This is a genomic window from Phyllobacterium sp. YR531, from assembly GCF_000282595.1.
Lineage (GTDB): Bacteria > Pseudomonadota > Alphaproteobacteria > Rhizobiales > Rhizobiaceae > Phyllobacterium.
This window is the reverse complement of record NZ_AKIZ01000021.1, coordinates 15,507-33,743: the sequence shown is the minus strand read 5'-3', so window position 1 is coordinate 33,743 and position 18,237 is coordinate 15,507. Positions and strand designations below refer to the sequence as shown.

The following is an 18,237-nucleotide window of genomic DNA, read 5'->3' as shown; positions in this document are numbered from 1 at the left end:
GCTGCATGCTCATTGTTGAGATTGCCGAAGCGTGCCGTGCGCTTGGTATCGATCTCGTGATGGGCATAGGTTGCGCCAAAGCGCAGGCCGAGTGCATCGATCTTGGTGCCGCCATAGACACCGATCTGATAGCTGTCCACCGAGGCCTTGCCGCGTCCGCCATGCAGCGCGGTATTGCCATAACCGGCCAGAACACCAAGCCGCCAATCCTGCGCCACCACGCCATCGGCACCGGTGACGAAACCGCCTGTGTCACGGCTGTAGCTGGAAGCATTGCCATCACTGTCGGCATGGGCCCATGAGCCATAGGCCTCAGCCCACAGCGCCGTCGATGCAGGAGCAGGTTCAACAGCTGCAAAAGCATCGCTTTGCTTTGCCTTTGCATCCGGGCCATAGGCAAGCGGCTCGGTGACAGACTGCGCCTTGCCGGCAACCCCGCCAAAGGCATTGCGCAGCCGTGCCGTTGCCGCATCGGCGATGAAGTGGCCATCGGCCGCCAGAACACCGGACAGGCTCGCATGCACCTCACCCGACAGCGCATCAAAGTCGAGAGGGTTGGCGACCTTGGAGACTGCTACCTGTGCCAGCAGGGGATTATCCCACCCCGCGGACTGAATGCCTTTCCACACACCCTTTTGATTGCGACTCTTAACGCCAATCGCCAGATATTCAGGAGACAGGAATTTTTTAATTGCCGCGTCAAGCTCTGCTTCTTTCTTTGCTGCAACCTCTGCCTGCTCGTCTGCGGTCTTTTTGGCTGCTATCGCCTCTGGTGTGAAATTAAAACCAAGGATGACATCCTTGGCAGTATAATCGAGCGTTGCCGTAATATAATTATATTGCGGCCAGACACTTTCGAACTGACCATTGTCCTTGATGCCGCCATTGGCGGTCAGAATTGGAAAGGTCTTCAGGAACAGGCTTTTTTCCGTCACTTCCTTCGACAGAAGCGCCGTATCGTTTTCTAACCGCACATTGACGATACCGCCAAGAAGCATCGCCTCACCGGCAATCGCCAGTTGATCCGCACTCAGGAAATCAGGCTTGATCTCGACATTGAAAACACTGCCCTTATCGAACGTCGCATCCGTGCTGACATTGAGCGTGCCAACCGAGTTGCCCGGCGAGACAATGCCCCCGCTCTTGGCAACAAGGCTTTCAAGCGTGCCTGTGCCGGAAACAACACCGCCCTCGCTGACACTCGTCGCGCCGCTCGTGCCATTGATTGCGGCAAAGCCGCCAATGACGGATGTATCGCCCGCTGTTCCGCCAGCAGCGACGTTCAGACGCCCACCCTTATTGACAGTCGTGGCAGCCGCAATGCCCTCCACCGTAAACAGCCCGGTATCATTGATAATCGACGCCGAGGTAATCGACCCTTCCCTGCCGATCACCAACTCCCCGCCATCGACAATCGTATCGCCTGAATAGGTGCTGTCCCCGGTCAATGTCAGCTTCCCGCTGCCTGTTTTCGTCAACCCACCATCGTAAGAAGTGGGATCAGCGAGTTTGGCAGTGAGGTAGGCAATGCGTGTTGGCATAAACTCCAACTCGGCCTGCAACGTACCCATCATATTGAGCTGGTGTGTCTTGGGCCAGCTCGCCGTTACTCCGGGAAGCATAACATCGGATTCTTTAAGAATTCTATCTGCAAGTATCCCGCTAATAAGCTTAGCATCTGCAATATTTGCAAATGCATCCTTCACATATTTTGAAATTCCATTCTGTTGCCAGTATTTTTCATTTAAAGTTCTTCCAATATACTTGAAGAGTTCCAGCGCCGTTTCATTGGCGCGAACAGCGCGTAACGCAGCAATTTCCTCCTCGTACTTTCCATCATTGCCCGCATCGGCCAAAGCTTGAACAAGTTTCTTGGCAGTGCCAAAATCTTTTGCATACAAATTTGAATAATGGTCATTAACCTTCTTTTTGATCTCATCTGGGGTTTTTCCAACCAACAAGCCTTCGAGAAATGCCTTGCGCGCAGGCCATGCCGCAATCTCATCCATTTCCTCTTTACGCCGTTGATCCAGTGCTGCCTGACTGATGTTGTTGGACCACACGTCTGGGCCGCTCGACATGTTCACGTTAAAATGCTCATGAAACTCGGCAGGGCCCCGTGCGGCTTTTGCCAGATCCATCGAACCCCAACCATACATATCATCGACCTTATTTCCGCCCTTTGATCGATCCGAGGTGGTTTCGAGAATACTCACCGCCTGCGCTGTTGTAAGATAGGGAAATCTCTCTTTGATGAGCAGCAGACCAGCGGATGTAGCTGGCGCAGCCATTGAAGTGCCCCCGAGAAAAGCACCGTCCATTTTAGGATTCAACACATGCCGGGCGCCGTCGGTTCCTTCGCTTACCACTGGCGAGGGAATATCTGTTCCCGGAGCCCCTACACACCAGTATTTGGCGAAGCCGCAGATGTTCGAGCTGTCTTGCAAGTTTCCGTAAGCCTCGCTCGTTGAAGCCTTCTCGAAGTTCAAAACTGTTAAAAAATGCCCTTCAACCGTTCGATCATTGATAAAATAAGGCAGGGCAGCCATATCAGAGGCTTCCGAACGGTGCTCGTTCATGGCGGAAAAAATGAAAGCCACACCTTTCTTGGCTGCACCAGCCACAGCATCATAATTGATGTTACCAACAGGTTTATTGTTGATAATACCCATGTCACGGGTTTGATACTGCCGTATGGAGTCATGAAGGGTGGAGATGCCATTGCCAGAGCCATAGGGTTGCATCCCCCAGCTATTGTTGATGACATTAACGCCCGACTCAACCAGTTTTTGAATGCCAGCTGACAATATATTGGGTTCAAGCGTATCAGCCGGTCCTTCGCCAGGACCATCCTGTTCAGCGTTGATAGCATAGCCAGTGGCTCCATAGGCTATGCCCATGGAAAGACCGACCGTTCCTATCTGCTGGTTGTTTCGCGCGCCATTGACGATCCCCATGACATGCGTGCCGTGTTTTTCCGGGCCCACATTATTATCGTAATAATATGCCCTGCCTCCATCAGTTTGAAACCTGTCTCCAGCCTTGCCTCGGACGCGCGTTTTTCCGGTATCTATGTCGTCAACTGCGCGCACACCATCGACGACCAAACCTATCACGGCTTTACTACCATCGGAGCGCAAGAATTCAGGATGATCCGCCTGCGAACCGCTATCCACGACACCAAACTTCTGACCCGTACCGAAGTGGCCGAGAGCGTACATGTATTCCGCACCAACGGCCCTCAGGCCCCAATTTCCATTATTGGTTCCTTTGAATTCCGCGTCTTTCCTCCACGCATCGAGTGCTAGCGTGAGGCTGTCGGTCTGAACCCGTTTGAGGGGATCCGCAGGGTCGGGCATATAGTAACCACCCACCGGCATGTTGTAATGCTGCGCTGCCGTCGTCGTCTGCGCGTGCGTAACTGAACCGGTTGCACTTGCTATCAAAGCGGCACAGACGCTGCTCATCAGGTAACGACGAAAATTACCAAACCTTATGGAACGCGCGGAAATAGCCGCAGTTGTGGCGTGAAAAGTCATTATAAAATCCCCGAATTAAAAATACTTCTTAGAATATGCGACTAATAAGATGGAATGTGGCTTTCGCGTCAAGCGCCTAATTCAAGTGCAGTTATTATCACTGCCTTTTTGAACGACATTTTTTGACGCAACATCGGTAACTTGATTGAGAAAGCAAGTAGGTGGGGCAAAGTCAGGAGCCCCGCGTAACTCGCGAAGCTTCATTTCATTCAAAACAGAATTTCAGTTCAAACAGGCTAACGCTTGCTCAGGCTTCCGAGAATGCCGCGGACCAGTGCCCGCCCGAGCGATGAACCAACGGAGCGGACAACCGATTTCATTGCCGCTTCTGCCACGGTCTGGCGACCACGGGTCTGACCGCCACGAGGGCCGGTCTTGGGCTCGCCACCCAGAAAATCCGGAAGCTTCCAGCCGCCGGTGCTGTCGGCTTCGGCGGGTTCTGCCTGTGCCTCTTCTTCCGTTTTGGTCTGGGCCGCCTTCTTCTGTAAAATTTCATAGGCAGATTCGCGGTCTACCATTTCATCATAGACGCCGGTAACCGGGCTGGCATTGATGAGCTTCTGGCGTTCGTCACTGGTCAGTGGACCAATACGGCCCGATGGCGGGCGGATCAATGTCCGCTGCACCATGGAAGGCACACCCTTTTCTGCCAATGTCGAAACCAGCGCCTCGCCCGTACCAAGATTGGTGATTGCTTCGAACGTGTTGAAATCCGGATTGGGACGGAAAGTATCAGCAGCGGTTTTCACCGCGTTCTGTTCGCGCGGCGTGTAGGCGCGCAAGGCATGCTGTACGCGGTTGCCAAGCTGGGCCAGCACGGTTTCCGGAACGTCCAGCGGATTTTGCGAAATGAAGAAAACGCCAACACCCTTCGAGCGAATGAGCCGGACAACCTGCTCAACACGGTTGAGCAATGCTTTTGGTGCTTCGTTGAACAAAAGATGCGCCTCGTCGAAGAAAAAGACCAGACGCGGCTTTTCCGGATCGCCGATTTCCGGCAGTTCTTCAAAGAGTTCCGAAAGCAGCCAAAGCAGGAAGGTCGAATATAGCCGTGGGTTCATCATGAGCTTGTCGGCGGCAAGAATGCTCACCTGTCCGCGCCCGTCCGTCCCCGTGCGCATGATGTCGGCAATCTTCAAAGCAGGCTCGCCGAAGAACTTGGTGCCGCCTTGCTGTTCAAGCACCAGTAGCGAACGTTGAATCGCGCCGACTGAAGGTTTGGTGACATTGCCGTAGCGCGCCGAGATTTCTTCCGCCCGCTCTGCAATATTGACCAGCAGCGATTGCAGATCCTTCATGTCGAGAAGCAGCAGCCCCTCTTCATCGGCAATCTTGAAAGCGATATTCAAAACGCCTTCCTGCGCTTCTGTCAGATTCATCAATCGTGAAAGAAGAAGCGGACCCATTTCGGAAATGGTGGCGCGGATTGGATGACCCTGCTCTCCGAAAATATCCCAGAAAATTACCGGCGAAGCAGCGAGCGTATAAGGATCAAGTTTTACATCGGCAGCGCGCTTGACCAGAAAATCCTTTTCCTCGCCCTTCGCCGCAATGCCTGACAAATCACCCTTGATGTCCGAGCAGAATACCGGAACACCGGCGGCGGCAAAGCCTTCAGCCAGCACTTGCAGAGTGACGGTCTTACCCGTTCCGGTTGCGCCCGTAATCAGACCATGCCGGTTACCGAATTTGAGCAGCAATGACTCGGCCTGATTATAGCTGTCATCCGGCTTACGGCTTGCACCAAGGAAAATACTGTCTGCGGCCATGTCGTTTTATCCTCGTCGCTGTCGTCACCTTATCCATGATATAACCAGCCTGATCCGGTGCGACAATGGCAGAAAGGCGATGTTTCGGAAAAGCGCGGAAAGTTGACTGTCACTTTGAGAGCGAGCGCTTGGCAATTACACCAGCTTTCAGCCAATTTTCGGCAAATCGCGAGCAAATCTCCCGAATTTGCGAGTGAAAATACTATCATCAATTGAATTTTGGTTGCGCAAAGTTGAAAACGCGCCTCACATGAAAACGAAGGCTTGTGTCACAGGAAATTCACGCATATTACGTAAACGTAATTCAAGCCAGTTGGGAGATTGCACTTATGGATGAACTTATCGCTCGCATTACCGCCAATGTCGGTACAGATCCGGAGACAGCACGCAAGGCCGTTGGCCTCATTCTGGCGTTTCTGCAGAAGGAAGCACCTGCCGATAAGGTTGATCAGTTGATTGCTGGCGTGCCTGGCAGTGAAGAAGCCATTGCCGAAGCCAAGGGTAGCGGCGGTCTGCTTTCCGGCCTCATGCCCGGCGTTATGGGCCTCGGCTCCAAGCTTATGGGCATCGGCCTTGGCATGGGTGAAATCAGTGGCATCTCTAAGGAAACCATTGCTTTTGCTCGTGAAAAGGCTGGTAGTGGTCCTGTCGATGAAGTCGTGAATTCGATTCCGGGCCTCAGCCAGTTCGTTTAAAACTCTTCTATATATAAAGTCGAAAACGCGCACTTTCTGGTGCGCGTTTTTGTTTCTCACGTCCGGTTGATCGACACGCCGCCATCGACCAACATTGCCGTTCCTGTCGTAAAACTCGAGTCATCGGAAGCCAGATAAAGCACCGAGCGCGCAATTTCCGCAGGCAGCGCCCGGCGCTTAAGCGCATGTAATCCTTCAACAAAAGCAAGCTTTTCCGGTGTGTCAACCCAAGCTTCAGCCATGGTCGTCGCTGTGCCACCCGGAAGAATCGCATTAACGCGAATGCCTTGCGGGCCAAGCTCCGCCGCCAGGGTTTTCATCAGGCCTATCACCCCTGCCTTGCTTGCCGCATAGGCTGCCGTTCCGGGCATTCCTGCCGTATGGCCGACGAAAGTCGACGTGAAAATCAGCGAACCCGCACCCCGTTTTTGCATGGCAGTTATCTGGTACTTTGCGCCCAGAAATGCTCCGGTGAGGTTGACGTTCAGTGCCTCTTGCCATCCTTCCAGAGAGACCTCGGATGTCGGCCCCATCTCGCCATTGGTGCCTGCATTGTTGAACCCGATATCCAGCCCGCCGAAAGTCGTTTCTGCCAATTCAACCAATGCCTTGGCATAGGCTTCATCAGCAACATTTCCGCTAAGAGCAACTGCTTTTCCACCTGTGGCGCTGATCTCCTCAACGAGCTTATCAAGTTCATGTTGGCGTCTTGCCGCTACGATCACGTTGGCTCCTTCTGCGGCAAAAAGCTTTGCCGTTTCATAGCCGATGCCGGAGCTTGCGCCGGTAATTACAGCTGTTTTCCCACTGAGTATTTTCACTTGATCTTGCCTTTCGCAGTTGAACTAACGGCGAAGGTTTCACAAAGCTGCAATGGTCGGCCACCCGAAACATGACTTTAATAAATAATGATTATTTTCAATGCTTTGTCTCGCACACGCTTTGTCATGTTGCGAAGCAGCATGGTTCCACCTAAAGTCGCGCTCAAAGAATACAGACTACCGGGAGAAAGCATGGACGCGTCACTGCTCAAGGAAACCGAATTTGCCGAGATGACCCAGGAAAAGTGGGTCAAGCTTGCGCAAAAAGCCTTGAAAGGCGCTGATTTTGACGAAACACTGATCTCACGGACCGATGACGATATCGCCATAAACCCGCTTTATCAGCGGACCCGAAAGCCACAGCTGGCGCCACGAAAGAACACTGCTCAGCCATGGCATATTGTTCAAAGAATCGATGATCCGGACCCGGTGCGGGCAAACAGGCAGCTGCTGGAAGATCTGGAGAATGGTGCTACGGGCATAGCACTGGTTTTCGAGGGAGCGCCGAATGCTTTCGGCTACGGCATTCCCGCCACCCGTGAGGCGGTAGATCAGGTGTTGCGCGGCGTCTATCTCGACATGATCCACCTGCGGATGGATGTTCACCCCAAGAGCCGCGCCTGTGCCGATTGGTTCGTCGATTATATGCGACCGCGAGACGTTAATCCCAAGACGCTAAGCTTCTCTCTCGGCATTGATCCGGCGGCGACGCTTGCAGGAACCGGGCGCTTGCGCATGAGCATAGCAGCGCTGAAAGCCTCGCTTCCTCAATCCCTAGCCGGTTTTTTCTCCGATGATTTGCCGGGCATTGTTCTTGAAGCCGATGGCCGGGTTTATCATAATGCCGGCGCCACCGAAGCGCAGGAACTCGGCGCTGTGCTTTCCATTGCCGCCGGTCACTTCCGGCTGTTTGAAGAGGCTCGCCAGCCGATCCACTACGCGGCTCCGCATATCGGCTTTGCACTGTCGGTTGATCAGGACCAATTCGTTTCAATTGCTAAAATACGGGCTCTTCGGCGTCTTTGGGCACGTCTGCAGGAGGCGTGCAGCATCAAGCCTTCCGCCGCAATGATCCATGCGGAAACCTCCATGCGGATGATGACAAAACTTGATCCGGAAACCAATATTCTGCGCACCACCATCGCCTCATTTGCTGCTGCCATTGGTGGTGCGGATACAATCGCCATCTTGCCGCACACGATTGCGCATGGCCTGCCAGATGCTTCAGCACGTCGCCTTGCCCGCAACACGCAGCTTGTTCTTTCCGATGAAAGCAATCTGGCCTTCGTGGCCGACCCCGGCTGCGGTTCAGGCGCCGTTGAGGCATTGACCGATGCGCTCTGCGCCGCCGCGTGGAAAGAGTTCCAGATTCTCGAAAGTGACGGAGGCATTCTCCAGAGTCTTGTCGATGGCAAGCTTCAGGCACGCATCGTGAGTGCCCGCAATGCCCGCGCTGAAGAGTTCAAATCTGGCAGGCGGTCCATTATCGGAACGACTGCCTTTCCCGCTGCCACTGAACGCCCGGTTACAGTGCTGGATGCAGCGCACATGCCATTACCAACGGATGGCGTGGTTCATTGCGAGCCACTGACATTCCCGCGTATCGATGAAACATTGCAGGCCTGAATCAATGAGAGTTCCTGATTTCACCAAAATCGATTGGCAAGTGCCAAAAAGTTCTGCCCCGAAACCAGATGCGCTGCTCTGGAAAACGCCGGAAGGCATAAAGGTCAAGCGTTTCTACAGTGATACGTCTCTGCGCGGTCAGCCGCATCTCGATACCTTTCCCGGCGCTGCGCCGTTCATACGCGGACCCTATCCGACCATGTATGTGCAGCAGCCTTGGACGATCCGGCAATATGCGGGTTTCTCGACCGCAGAAGAGTCCAATGCCTTTTATCGCCGTAACTTGAAGGGTGGTCAGAAGGGCCTTTCAGTGGCCTTCGATCTTGCCACCCACCGCGGCTATGACAGCGATCATCCCCGTGTAGCGGGCGACGTTGGTATGGCGGGCGTTGCAATCGATTCCATTCTCGACATGCAGCAGTTATTTGACGGAATTCCGCTTGGCGAAATGACCGTTTCGATGACCATGAATGGCGCGGTTCTACCTATTCTGGCGCTTTATATTGTTGCTGCAGAAGAACAAGGCGTTCCACAGAGCAAGCTTGCCGGAACCATTCAGAACGACATTCTGAAAGAGTTCATGGTGCGCAACACCTATATCTATCCGCCGCAGCCCTCTATGCGGATCATTTCGGATATCTTCTCATATACCTCCGAAAATATGCCGAAATTCAATTCCATCTCGATTTCCGGCTATCATATGCAGGAAGCCGGAGCGACTGCTGATCTGGAACTTGCCTATACGATTGCCGACGGCATTGAATATGCCCGTGCCGGTGTTGCGGCGGGTCAGGACATTGATACGTTCGCGCCAAGGCTTTCATTCTTCTGGGCGATTGGCATGAACTTCTTCATGGAAGTGGCCAAGCTGCGCGCTGCGCGTCTGCTATGGGCTGTGCTCATGAAGAAAAACTTCAATCCAAAGGATGAGCGCTCGCTTTCGCTGCGCACCCACTCTCAAACCTCCGGCTGGTCGCTGACCGCACAGGACCCGCACAACAACATCATGCGTACCATGATCGAGGCCATGGCTTCCACACAAGGGCATACGCAGTCCCTGCATACCAATTCCTTCGACGAAGCCCTTGCATTGCCGACTGATCACTCTGCACGTATTGCCCGTAACACGCAGCTGATCCTGCAAAAAGAATCTGGAACAACCCGTATCATCGATCCTTGGGGCGGTTCTGCCTATGTCGAGCGGCTCACCTACGACCTGGCCCGCAAGGCTCTATCTCACATTGAAGAGATTGAAACGCTGGGTGGCATGGCCAAGGCCATCGAGCAGGGCATCCCGAAAATGCGTATTGAAGCAGCAGCGGCGCGTACACAGGCCCGTATCGACAGCGGACAGCAGCCGGTGATCGGCGTCAACTCATATCGCCCGACAGAAGACACGCTGGTGGACGTACTCAAGGTCGACAATGCCGAAGTGCGCGCTCGGCAGCTTTCGAAATTACAGCAATTAAAGGGTACGCGCGACGTTTCAGCGGTCGACAGCGCCCTTTCTCTGCTGACTTCCGCGGCGAAATCCGGCACTGGAAACCTGCTCGACTTTGCCGTCAAAGCCGCCCGTGCAAGGGCGACGGTAGGCGAGATTTCGCTGGCTCTGGAGAAAGCCTATGGCCGTCACGTAGCCACCATCCATACAATTTCCGGTGTGTACCGGAAAGAAGTAGGCAAGAGCGAGGTCATTGACCGTGTGCATGCGAAATGCGCAGCATATGAAAAACGAACCGGCGAAAAGCCACGCATTCTCGTCGCCAAAATGGGTCAGGATGGGCACGACCGCGGCCAAAAAGTCATCGCCACTGCCTTTGGCGATCTCGGTTTTGATGTGATTGTCGGAGCAATGTTCCAGACGCCTGAAGAAGTGGCTGAACTTTCATCGGAAAGCAATGTTCACATTGTGGGCGTGTCATCTCTGGCAGCCGGTCATCTCACTTTGGTACCGGAACTAAAGGAGGCATTGAAACGGCGCAACCGCGAGGACATATTGGTCATTGTCGGCGGTGTTATACCACCGCAGGACTATGAAGCTGTGCTGCAGGCGGGTGCCGCTGCGATCTTTCCTCCGGGAACAGTTATCGGCGAAGCGGCAGAGAAACTGATCGATACGCTGTTGGATTCACTCTGAAATGATCACGATTTATACGCTTGATGGCGATCGCCTCGTTTCTCATGTCGCTCAGCCAGGTGATCCTGCGCCAGAAAATGCGGTTTGGATTGACCTGTTGAATCCTACCCATGAAGAGGATGTGCAGACAGAAAGTTGGACGAATGCTTCAGTCCCGACCAAAGAAGACATGGTCGAAATTGAAGAGTCGAGCCGATTTTATGCCGATAATGGTTCACAATATCTGACAGCATCGATCCTTCATTCAACCGAAAACAAGCATCACGGTATCGCTCCGATTACATTTATACTGACTGGCCATCTCTTGGTCACAGTTCGCTACAGCGAGCCAAAAGCCTTCGCGCTTTATGTCAGCCGCGTTACTAAGGCCGGCAACGGGTTGATCAATACAAAATGCAGTGGTGTAACCATTCTGCTTGGCATAATCGAAGCCGTGACAGATCGGATTGCCGATATTCTTGAAGGCGTTGCCGGTGATATCGATCACAATTCATTCGCGATTTTCCGCCGCTCTGAAAAAGACCGGCCAATGACCACCAAGAATTTTCGCGACAGCCTGACCCGGATTGGCGGGCAAGGTGCTTTCCTATCGAAAATTCGTGAAAGCATTGCGGGCGTTAGCCGCCTGCTTGTTTATATGACCGCTATTACCGATCAGAATGCCTATAAGAAAGAAACGCGCGCCTGGATCAAATCGCTTGAACGCGATACCCAGTCGCTCAGCACCTATGTCGACTTTCTTTCCAACAAGATCACGTTCCTGCTTGATACGGTGGTTGGCCTCATTTCCATTGAACAAAACGCCATTATCAAGATTTTTTCGGTCGCAGCGGTCGCATTCATGCCGCCAACGCTCGTCGCTTCAATCTATGGCATGAATTTCCATTTCATGCCTGAGCTCGACAAGGTTTGGGGCTATCCTATGGCGCTTGGAGTCATGGTTGCTTCGGCTGTTATCCCGCTGCTGATCTTCAAGAAGAAGGGCTGGCTTTAGCAAGCCGCGTTATTCTTGCATCGACACCACGACAATGTTATATCAATGGTTATAACATTGTCGTCATATTGTGAGCGATACTGCTACGTTTTCAAAAAGCACTTTTGACCAGCAAATGACGGCAGCCCATGATGTCATGGATAGATATGCTGACGTTTTTAAGGAGCTTGAGCGGAGCAACACCATGAAAGTAACGCTACGAAAAATCGGCAACTCTGAAGGTGTAATTTTGCCAAAAGATGTACTTGAGCGGCATAATCTCAAGGCTGGCGATCAGCTTGTCCTTATCGAGGACGGCGATGATTTGAAATTACGCCGGCTCGAAGATGATCCCGAAGCATTTGAAAAGAAAATGAAGATCGCCCGAGAAAGAATGAAGAAGTACGAGACCGCCTATCGCGTTCTCGCTAAATGACAGAGTTTCATTCGCGCGACTTCATTGAGGCTATCCATACAGAGCAGATCCGCTTGCATGGAGGTGCTCAAGGCATACGTGACACAGGCATGCTGGACTCCGCACTCAATAGACCGCGGCAAAAAGCCATCTACGACACACCAGATATTTCCGACCTTGCAGCCGCATACCTCTTTGGGATTGTGAAGAATCATCCCTTCATTGATGGAAATAAGAGAACTGGGTTTGCTGCTGCGGACTTGTTCTTATATTTCAATGGTTTCAATCTTGAAACAAGTTCGGAAGATATCATCCAGTTGGTCGTAATGGTAGCTGCCGGCGAAATCGACGAGACAGGCGCTGCAGCATTCTTTAGAGATCATATCCAGCCCATCTAAGTCAGAGCGAGACATCCATCCCAACAATTTCCCACTCCCGGCCATTCAGAACAAAACTTTCGCCGACTGACTTGCCGAACATCAGGTTTGCTATGGGTGAAACATGCGAGATTTTACCGTGGCTGGCGTCTGCTTCATCCTCGCCGACAATCTTCCAAACCTGCCTCTTGTCATCCTCATCGGCAATCGTGACGGTCATGCCAAAGCGTACAACATCGCTGTCGGGATCCGGATGCGAAAGCTCGGCGTTTTCCCGGCGCGCCGACCAGTAACGCAAATCGCGGGAAGCGCGGGCAATCATATTGCGGTCTGCACTGGCGTTTCCCTTGGCCAGTTCTGCATGGGCGGCAGCAAGCTCGGCATCAATCATTGCAAGCCCTTCATCTGTCACCAGATTGCGTTGCATGCTGATGGGACGTTCGCCGAGATCGATAGATGAATTGCTATCGTCTTCTTTGGTAAAAGCTCTACTCATAGGGCTAAGGTAGGGATTGTGGGGCAATGCAGCAAGTGCGATGAAATAGCTGCATTGCTCCCTTTACACATATGGACGTTCAAAATGATCAGCAGACGTTTCGTTCTAGGTGGTATTGCCAGCGCCGCTGGAAGCGCACTTTTTCTCGGTTCGGTTAGCGCACATACAACCTCTGGCTCCATCAATGCGGTAGACTTCGGTTTGAAACCTGCTTCCAAGGACGACCAGTCTGCTAAATTCAACGAGCTACTGAAGCAGGCGGCGGCCAAGGGACAGCAGATATTCCTGCCTTCTGGAACGTACATTGTTTCCGGGCTGCAGTTTCCGTCCTATGTCAATATCGCTGGCGTATCAGGAAAAACACGCCTTCAATTCGGCGGTGACAAGCGTTTCATCAGTGCAAATGACGGTCATATCCAGCTTTCCGGCCTCATAATCGATGGGGACAAGCGGCCTTTGGCCAAAGAGACCAGAGGACTGATTGAAGCCAGCAATATCAGTCATTTCGTTTTGGAAGATTGCCAGATCATTGGAGCACGCAAAAACGCTATCGACCTCTTCAAGTGCGCTGGTCGGATCGAGAATTGCCGCATCTCCGGCGCCAATGACGTTGCGATCTTGAGTGCAAATGCAACCGGCATGACAATTACCCGCAATGAGATTGGCAATTGCGGCAATGGCGGCATCATCGTGCATCGGTATGAGCAGGGCCGCGACGGAACAATCGTAACTGGCAATCGAATATCGAAAATCAGGGCCGATGCTGGCGGCACCGGCCAGCAAGGAAATGGCATCAATATTTTCCGGGCAGATAATGCGATTGTTTCCGACAATGTTATCGATTCCTGCGCCTTTTCTGCCATCCGCGCAAACACGGCTAAAAGCCTGCAAATTACCGGCAATAACTGCACGGGCAGTGGTGAGACTGCAATCTATGCCGAATTCGCTTTTGAGGGCGCTGTCATCGCCAATAATCTCGTGGATGGCGGCACGAATGGTATATCCATGGTCAATTTTGACAGTGGCGGGCGCATGGGTACATGCAGCGGCAATATTGTGCGTAACCTTTCCCTCAAAGGACCCTACATACCGGGGCCCGATACCCCGGCCAATTTCGGAGTTGGCATCAGTGTGGAGGCGGATGTCGCGATCACCGGCAACGTCGTCGAAAATGCTCCGCTATACGGCATCCTGTTGGGGTGGGGGCCCTATATGCGCAATCTCATTGCCAACGGTAATATCATCCGCAATTCAGGCGAAGGTATCGCCGTCAGCGTCGTAAAGGGTGTAGGCTCTGCTATTGTTACCAGTAACATAGTTCAAGGTGCAAAGCGCGGTGGAATCGTCGGCCACAACTGGCTCGAGATCACCGTAAAGGATCTCGCCGCGAACGCGGCAAAGCACCCCAACCTGACAATTGATGGGAACAGTATCAGTTGATCAGGGCGTCGGTCAGCGCTTCTGTCGGGCTGACCACACCGAAGGTCACGCCATTCCAGTTGCGCATTTCCCGATCTGCAAAACGATCAAGCTTTGACTCCAGCTCATCTTCATTGCGATAGATGCGTGCAAGCACTGTCGCAATCATTGCTTCCGAAGCTCGTGTCGTACCGTCATCGCATTTGACTGCAATGCCAAGACCAAACTCGGGTAGCGCCCCAACGAAAACACCTTCCGCCCCGGTTTTCACGAATATGCGTCCGGGTGCCATTTCCATAAGCTTGGTACAGGCGCGGCCAGTACCTGCGACGTAGAATGGTGCCGCCATCGCCGCATCAAGGAGCCTTCTTGCCGCTTGCGCCCGCTGCGGCTCCAATCCTGTTCCTGTAGCCATACGTGCGAAACCATGCGCCAGATTTCGCAACGGAATTGCATAAGTCGGAATGGAACAGCCATCTGTTCCGCAATGATCCAAGGTGTGTGCTGCGCCGGTCACGCTTTGCATGGCGTCACGCACCATGTCCTGCTCCGGAGACCCCAGCGCGGAATAGCCCTGTGTTTCGATGCCCAGATGTTTGCAGGTGCAAAGAAAGCCTGCATGTTTGCCGGAGCAATTATTGTGTAACGGCGTTGGTGCCTGACCGCTCTTGGCAAGGTCGATCAATACGGATTGCTCGAAAGGCCAATGCGAGCCGCATTCGAGAGCCGTGGAATCCAGCCCTGCTCGGCCAAGCATGTCATTGGCTCTGGCAACATGTAACTGCTCGCCGGAGTGAGAAGCGCAGGCCATGGCAAGTTCCTCATCACCAAACCCGTAAGCATCAGCCGCGCCGCTTTCCACAAGTGGTAAAGCCTGAATGGCCTTTATGGCTGAACGGGGAAATGTCGGCCGGTCAATATCGCCGAGCGAGAAGACGACTTTGCCATCGCCATCTGTGACTACGACCGAACCCCGATGACGACTCTCCGCCGTTTCACCCCGAAAAACTTCCACCAGAACCGGATTGCTCATGATACCTAAATTTTCCCATCAATAGGGCTGAAATCGGCCCGAATTTATGCCGTTATAGAGTGCTCCGCCCGCCTTTCCAATGGAGAAACTGCTTGCTCAAATTCATACGCAGACTTGCACTTTCAATCTTCGTGCTTTTTCTTGCCCCTGCAATGGTAGCAACCGGATGGTGGATGACCCAGACCCGCGCAGCAAACTGGCGTGATGCCGACTGGAGTTCAAGCGGCGTGTTGCTCGCGCAACCCACCACAAATGAGGCCGCGATCTATGTCATGGCAGCGCGTACGGGTGGTCTGAAGGGCGCTCTCTCCTTGCACACATGGCTGGTGCTGAAGCGTTCGGGTGCAACGAATTATGACCGTTACGATGTGGTTGGCTGGGGCAACCCCGTGCGCAAGAATGCCTATGACGCTGATGCAAACTGGTATTCCAACAGACCCGCCATCATCCATGAAATTCATGGGCAGCAAGCAGTATCGCTGATACCGCAGATCGAAAAAGCCATCGCCGATTATCCTTACGCAAATCGCGGCAACTATGTAATCTGGCCCGGCCCCAACTCAAACAGCTTCGTCGCACACGTGCTGCGAGCTGTGCCGGAGATAGGCATTGTCCTGCCTCCCAATGCAGTTGGCCGGGATTTTCCCACGGAAGGAAAGTTCCTTGCGGTGGATGATGACTGGAAGAACTTCCATGCAAATCTCTTTGGCTATGTCGGAATTTCGGCAGGTGTGCGCAGCGGATTCGAGATTCAATTCATGGGGTTAGTCGCAGGTCTGGATATTTTGAATCCGGGACTTAAAGTTCCCGGATTTGGCAGGATTGGTTTCTGAGACCTTAGCAAACATCTCAAAAGAACATCGCACGTCTTGAAGCAAAGCCTCTATTGTAACATATATAGTTACATGATGTGCAGTTGCATGGTCCCATCCTCGCACCCGTTTGCGGTTGGAGTTTGGCTTTGCGCAAGGAGTTATTGATGTCGTCCTTTTCCGATCCCGATGCTGTTTCGAAGTATGTTGCAAGAACCGAACGTATTGTACCGGGGCTCCGCCATCTCCATCAGATGACAGGGTTGCTTCTGGCCGAGCGCGCTCCTGTTGATGCGCGTATTCTGGTGCTTGGAGCTGGCGGTGGAATGGAATTGAAAGTGCTGGCTGAGATGCATCCGGATTGGCGCTTTTCCGGCGTTGATCCGTCAGCCGAGATGCTTCACCTGGCCACCGTAAACCTCGGCGCACTGGCTTCTCGCGCTGAATTCCACGAGGGTTATATCGACAGCGCACCGGAAGGTCCGTTTGATGCTGCGGCCTGCCTTCTTACACTTCACTTCCTGCCGGAGCAGGAGCGGTTGCAAACGTTACGTGAGGTCTGGCGTAGACTGAAACCCGGCGCGCCCTTTGTCGTGGCCCACCACAGCTTTCCCAACAAGGATAGGGAGCTCGATAGGTGGCTCGCACGCTATGCTGCATTCGGCGCTATGTCGGGAGTGCCGGATGCTCAATCTGAAAACAGCATCAAGGCGATGAAAGAGCGATTGCCTGTGCTTTCACCTGAACAGGATGAGGCCCTGCTCCGTGAGGCAGGGTTCTCCAATATCGAGCTGTTTTATGCCGCCCTGACGTTCAAAGGATGGGTTGGCTATAAACCTACTTGATCCGCTCGAGCACTGAAACATAGTTGGCGACAGCAGCGCCACCCATGTTGAAAATGCCTGCCAGCTTCGCATCCGGCACCTGAATGCCGCCCGCCTCGCCGGTCAGCTGCATTGACGAAAGTACGTGCATTGATACACCGCTTGCCCCAATGGGATGTCCCTTGGCTTTCAGGCCGCCGGATGGATTGACCGGCAGGCGTCCGCCCATGGCTGTCTGGCCTTCAAGCGCAACCTTGGCTCCCTGCCCCGGCTTTGCCAATCCCATTGCCTCATATTCGATCAATTCAGCAATGGTGAAGCAATCATGGGTTTCAACGAATGACAGATCATCAATCGATACCCCCGCCTGATTGAGCGCTCGTTTCCAACCTTCTGCACAGCCTTCAAACTGCAATATGTCGCGCTTGGAGATTGGCAGGAAATCCTGCACGTGGGCGGCAGCACGGAACGCCACCGCTCGGCGCATCTTCAATGCCGTCTGTGTATCGGTCAGCACCAAAGCGGCAGCGCCATCAGATACCAGTGAGCAATCAGTGCGCTTCAAAGGACCGGCAACAAAGGGATTTTTCTCGCTTTCCTGACGGCAGAAATCATAGCCAAGATCCTTGCGCATTTGCGCATATGGATTATTGACGCCATTCTTGTGGTTCTTGGCTGCAATAGCCGCCAGAGCGTCCGACTGATCACCGTATTTCTGGAAATACGCGGCTGCAATCTGCCCAAACACGCCGGCAAAGCCAGCGGGAATGTCACCCTCTTCCGGCAGGTAAGAAGCCTTCAGAAGGTTCTTGCCAATCTCCGGGCCGGGCGTCGATGTCATTTTCTCGACACCAACGACAAGCACCACCTTTGCCGCACCGGCACGAATTGTCTTGATACCCTGATGCACGGCAGCAGAACCGGTTGCGCAGGCGTTTTCAACGCGTGTAGCAGGCTTGAAACGGAAAGCATCGCTCGCCTGCAGCACCAGACTTGCAGTGAAATCCTGCGGCGAAAAACCTGCATTGAAGTGACCCAATACAATTTCATCAACATCTTCCGGGCCGATGCCCGCATGTTCAAGCGCGCCCAGCGCCGCTTTCACAATCAATGTTTCGACCGTTTCGCTTTCAAGCTTGCCAAAGGGCAAATGCGACCAACCAACGATGCAGGCTGTCATTTCATTCCTCCACAAAATGTCCTGTCCTTGAGTTAAGCATGAACCTGCGTGGCTTGAAGGTAAATGCCGTATAAATACGTAAATTTCACATAATTTTTTTATTGATTGATCAGTCAATCAA

At 53.2% G+C, this 18,237-nt stretch carries 15 protein-coding genes; 9 read left to right on the top strand and 6 right to left on the bottom strand.

Features of this window, described 5'->3' with window-relative positions; genetic code table 11:
* Positions 1-3,539: autotransporter serine protease (locus PMI41_RS13705; RefSeq protein WP_008125721.1), on the bottom strand; the 3,539-nt coding region annotated here is incomplete at its 3' end.
* 236 nt (positions 3,540-3,775) lie between these two features.
* Entirely contained in the window at positions 3,776-5,308 is a 1,533-nt protein-coding gene (locus PMI41_RS13700) for a helicase HerA-like C-terminal domain-containing protein (RefSeq protein WP_008125719.1), read from the bottom strand.
* A 329-nt stretch (positions 5,309-5,637) separates the two neighbouring features.
* Here PMI41_RS13700 and PMI41_RS13695 point away from each other — a divergent pair, with 329 nt between their 5' ends.
* Positions 5,638-6,003 (top strand): DUF2267 domain-containing protein, encoded by a 366-nt coding sequence (locus PMI41_RS13695; RefSeq protein WP_008125717.1) that lies wholly within the window; start codon positions 5,638-5,640, stop codon positions 6,001-6,003.
* A 56-nt stretch (positions 6,004-6,059) separates the two neighbouring features.
* Here the strand turns inward: PMI41_RS13695 and PMI41_RS13690 are convergent, their stop codons facing one another.
* The gene (locus PMI41_RS13690; RefSeq protein ID WP_008125715.1) at positions 6,060-6,824 is read right to left on the bottom strand and encodes an SDR family oxidoreductase; all 765 of its coding nucleotides are present in this window, start codon (positions 6,822-6,824) and stop codon (positions 6,060-6,062) included.
* 192 nt (positions 6,825-7,016) lie between these two features.
* On the opposite strand from PMI41_RS13690, the gene PMI41_RS13685 reads away from it, so the two are divergent.
* The 5 genes from PMI41_RS13685 (at position 7,017) to PMI41_RS13665 (ending at position 12,373) form a co-directional block, all read left to right on the top strand.
* Positions 7,017-8,450 (top strand): methylmalonyl-CoA mutase subunit beta, encoded by a 1,434-nt coding sequence (locus tag PMI41_RS13685; RefSeq protein ID WP_008125713.1) that lies wholly within the window; start codon positions 7,017-7,019, stop codon positions 8,448-8,450.
* Positions 8,451-8,454: 4 nt separating this feature from the next.
* A complete protein-coding gene (gene scpA / locus PMI41_RS13680; protein ID WP_008125712.1) occupies positions 8,455-10,587 on the top strand; it encodes a methylmalonyl-CoA mutase in 2,133 nt (710 codons plus the stop codon).
* Between the two features lies 1 nt (position 10,588).
* Positions 10,589-11,581, top strand: coding sequence for a magnesium/cobalt transporter CorA (gene corA / locus PMI41_RS13675; RefSeq protein WP_008125709.1), 993 nt, complete (start codon positions 10,589-10,591; stop codon positions 11,579-11,581).
* Positions 11,582-11,765: 184 nt separating this feature from the next.
* Positions 11,766-11,996: an AbrB/MazE/SpoVT family DNA-binding domain-containing protein gene (locus PMI41_RS13670; protein WP_008125706.1), complete on the top strand. Its 231-nt coding sequence runs from the start codon at positions 11,766-11,768 to the stop codon at positions 11,994-11,996.
* The gene (locus PMI41_RS13665; protein WP_008125703.1) at positions 11,993-12,373 is read left to right on the top strand and encodes a type II toxin-antitoxin system death-on-curing family toxin; all 381 of its coding nucleotides are present in this window, start codon (positions 11,993-11,995) and stop codon (positions 12,371-12,373) included. Before PMI41_RS13670 ends, PMI41_RS13665 begins: the two co-directional genes overlap by 4 nt.
* Position 12,374: 1 nt before the next feature.
* On the opposite strand, the gene PMI41_RS13660 is transcribed toward PMI41_RS13665, so the two are convergent.
* Positions 12,375-12,848 carry a GreA/GreB family elongation factor gene (locus PMI41_RS13660; RefSeq protein WP_008125701.1) on the bottom strand — a complete coding sequence of 158 codons (474 nt, stop codon included), beginning with the start codon at positions 12,846-12,848 and terminating at the stop codon, positions 12,375-12,377.
* 84 nt (positions 12,849-12,932) lie between these two features.
* On the opposite strand from PMI41_RS13660, the gene PMI41_RS13655 reads away from it, so the two are divergent.
* Entirely contained in the window at positions 12,933-14,288 is a 1,356-nt protein-coding gene (locus PMI41_RS13655; RefSeq protein ID WP_008125699.1) for a TIGR03808 family TAT-translocated repetitive protein, read from the top strand.
* On the opposite strand, the gene PMI41_RS13650 is transcribed toward PMI41_RS13655, so the two are convergent.
* Positions 14,281-15,303: an asparaginase gene (locus tag PMI41_RS13650; protein WP_040854906.1), complete on the bottom strand. Its 1,023-nt coding sequence runs from the start codon at positions 15,301-15,303 to the stop codon at positions 14,281-14,283. The two genes, PMI41_RS13655 and PMI41_RS13650, sit on opposite strands and share 8 nt — an antisense overlap.
* Positions 15,304-15,452: 149 nt before the next feature.
* Between PMI41_RS13650 and PMI41_RS13645 the strand changes: the two genes are divergently transcribed.
* Positions 15,453-16,133: a DUF3750 domain-containing protein gene (locus PMI41_RS13645; protein WP_052025899.1), complete on the top strand. Its 681-nt coding sequence runs from the start codon at positions 15,453-15,455 to the stop codon at positions 16,131-16,133.
* Between the two features lie 146 nt (positions 16,134-16,279).
* Positions 16,280-16,957, top strand: coding sequence for a class I SAM-dependent methyltransferase (locus PMI41_RS13640; RefSeq protein ID WP_008125693.1), 678 nt, complete (start codon positions 16,280-16,282; stop codon positions 16,955-16,957).
* Here PMI41_RS13640 and PMI41_RS13635 read toward each other — a convergent pair.
* The gene (locus PMI41_RS13635) at positions 16,950-18,116 is read right to left on the bottom strand and encodes an acetyl-CoA acetyltransferase (protein ID WP_008125691.1); all 1,167 of its coding nucleotides are present in this window, start codon (positions 18,114-18,116) and stop codon (positions 16,950-16,952) included. The genes PMI41_RS13640 and PMI41_RS13635 overlap by 8 nt on opposite strands.
* Between the last annotated feature and the right edge of the window lie 121 nt (positions 18,117-18,237).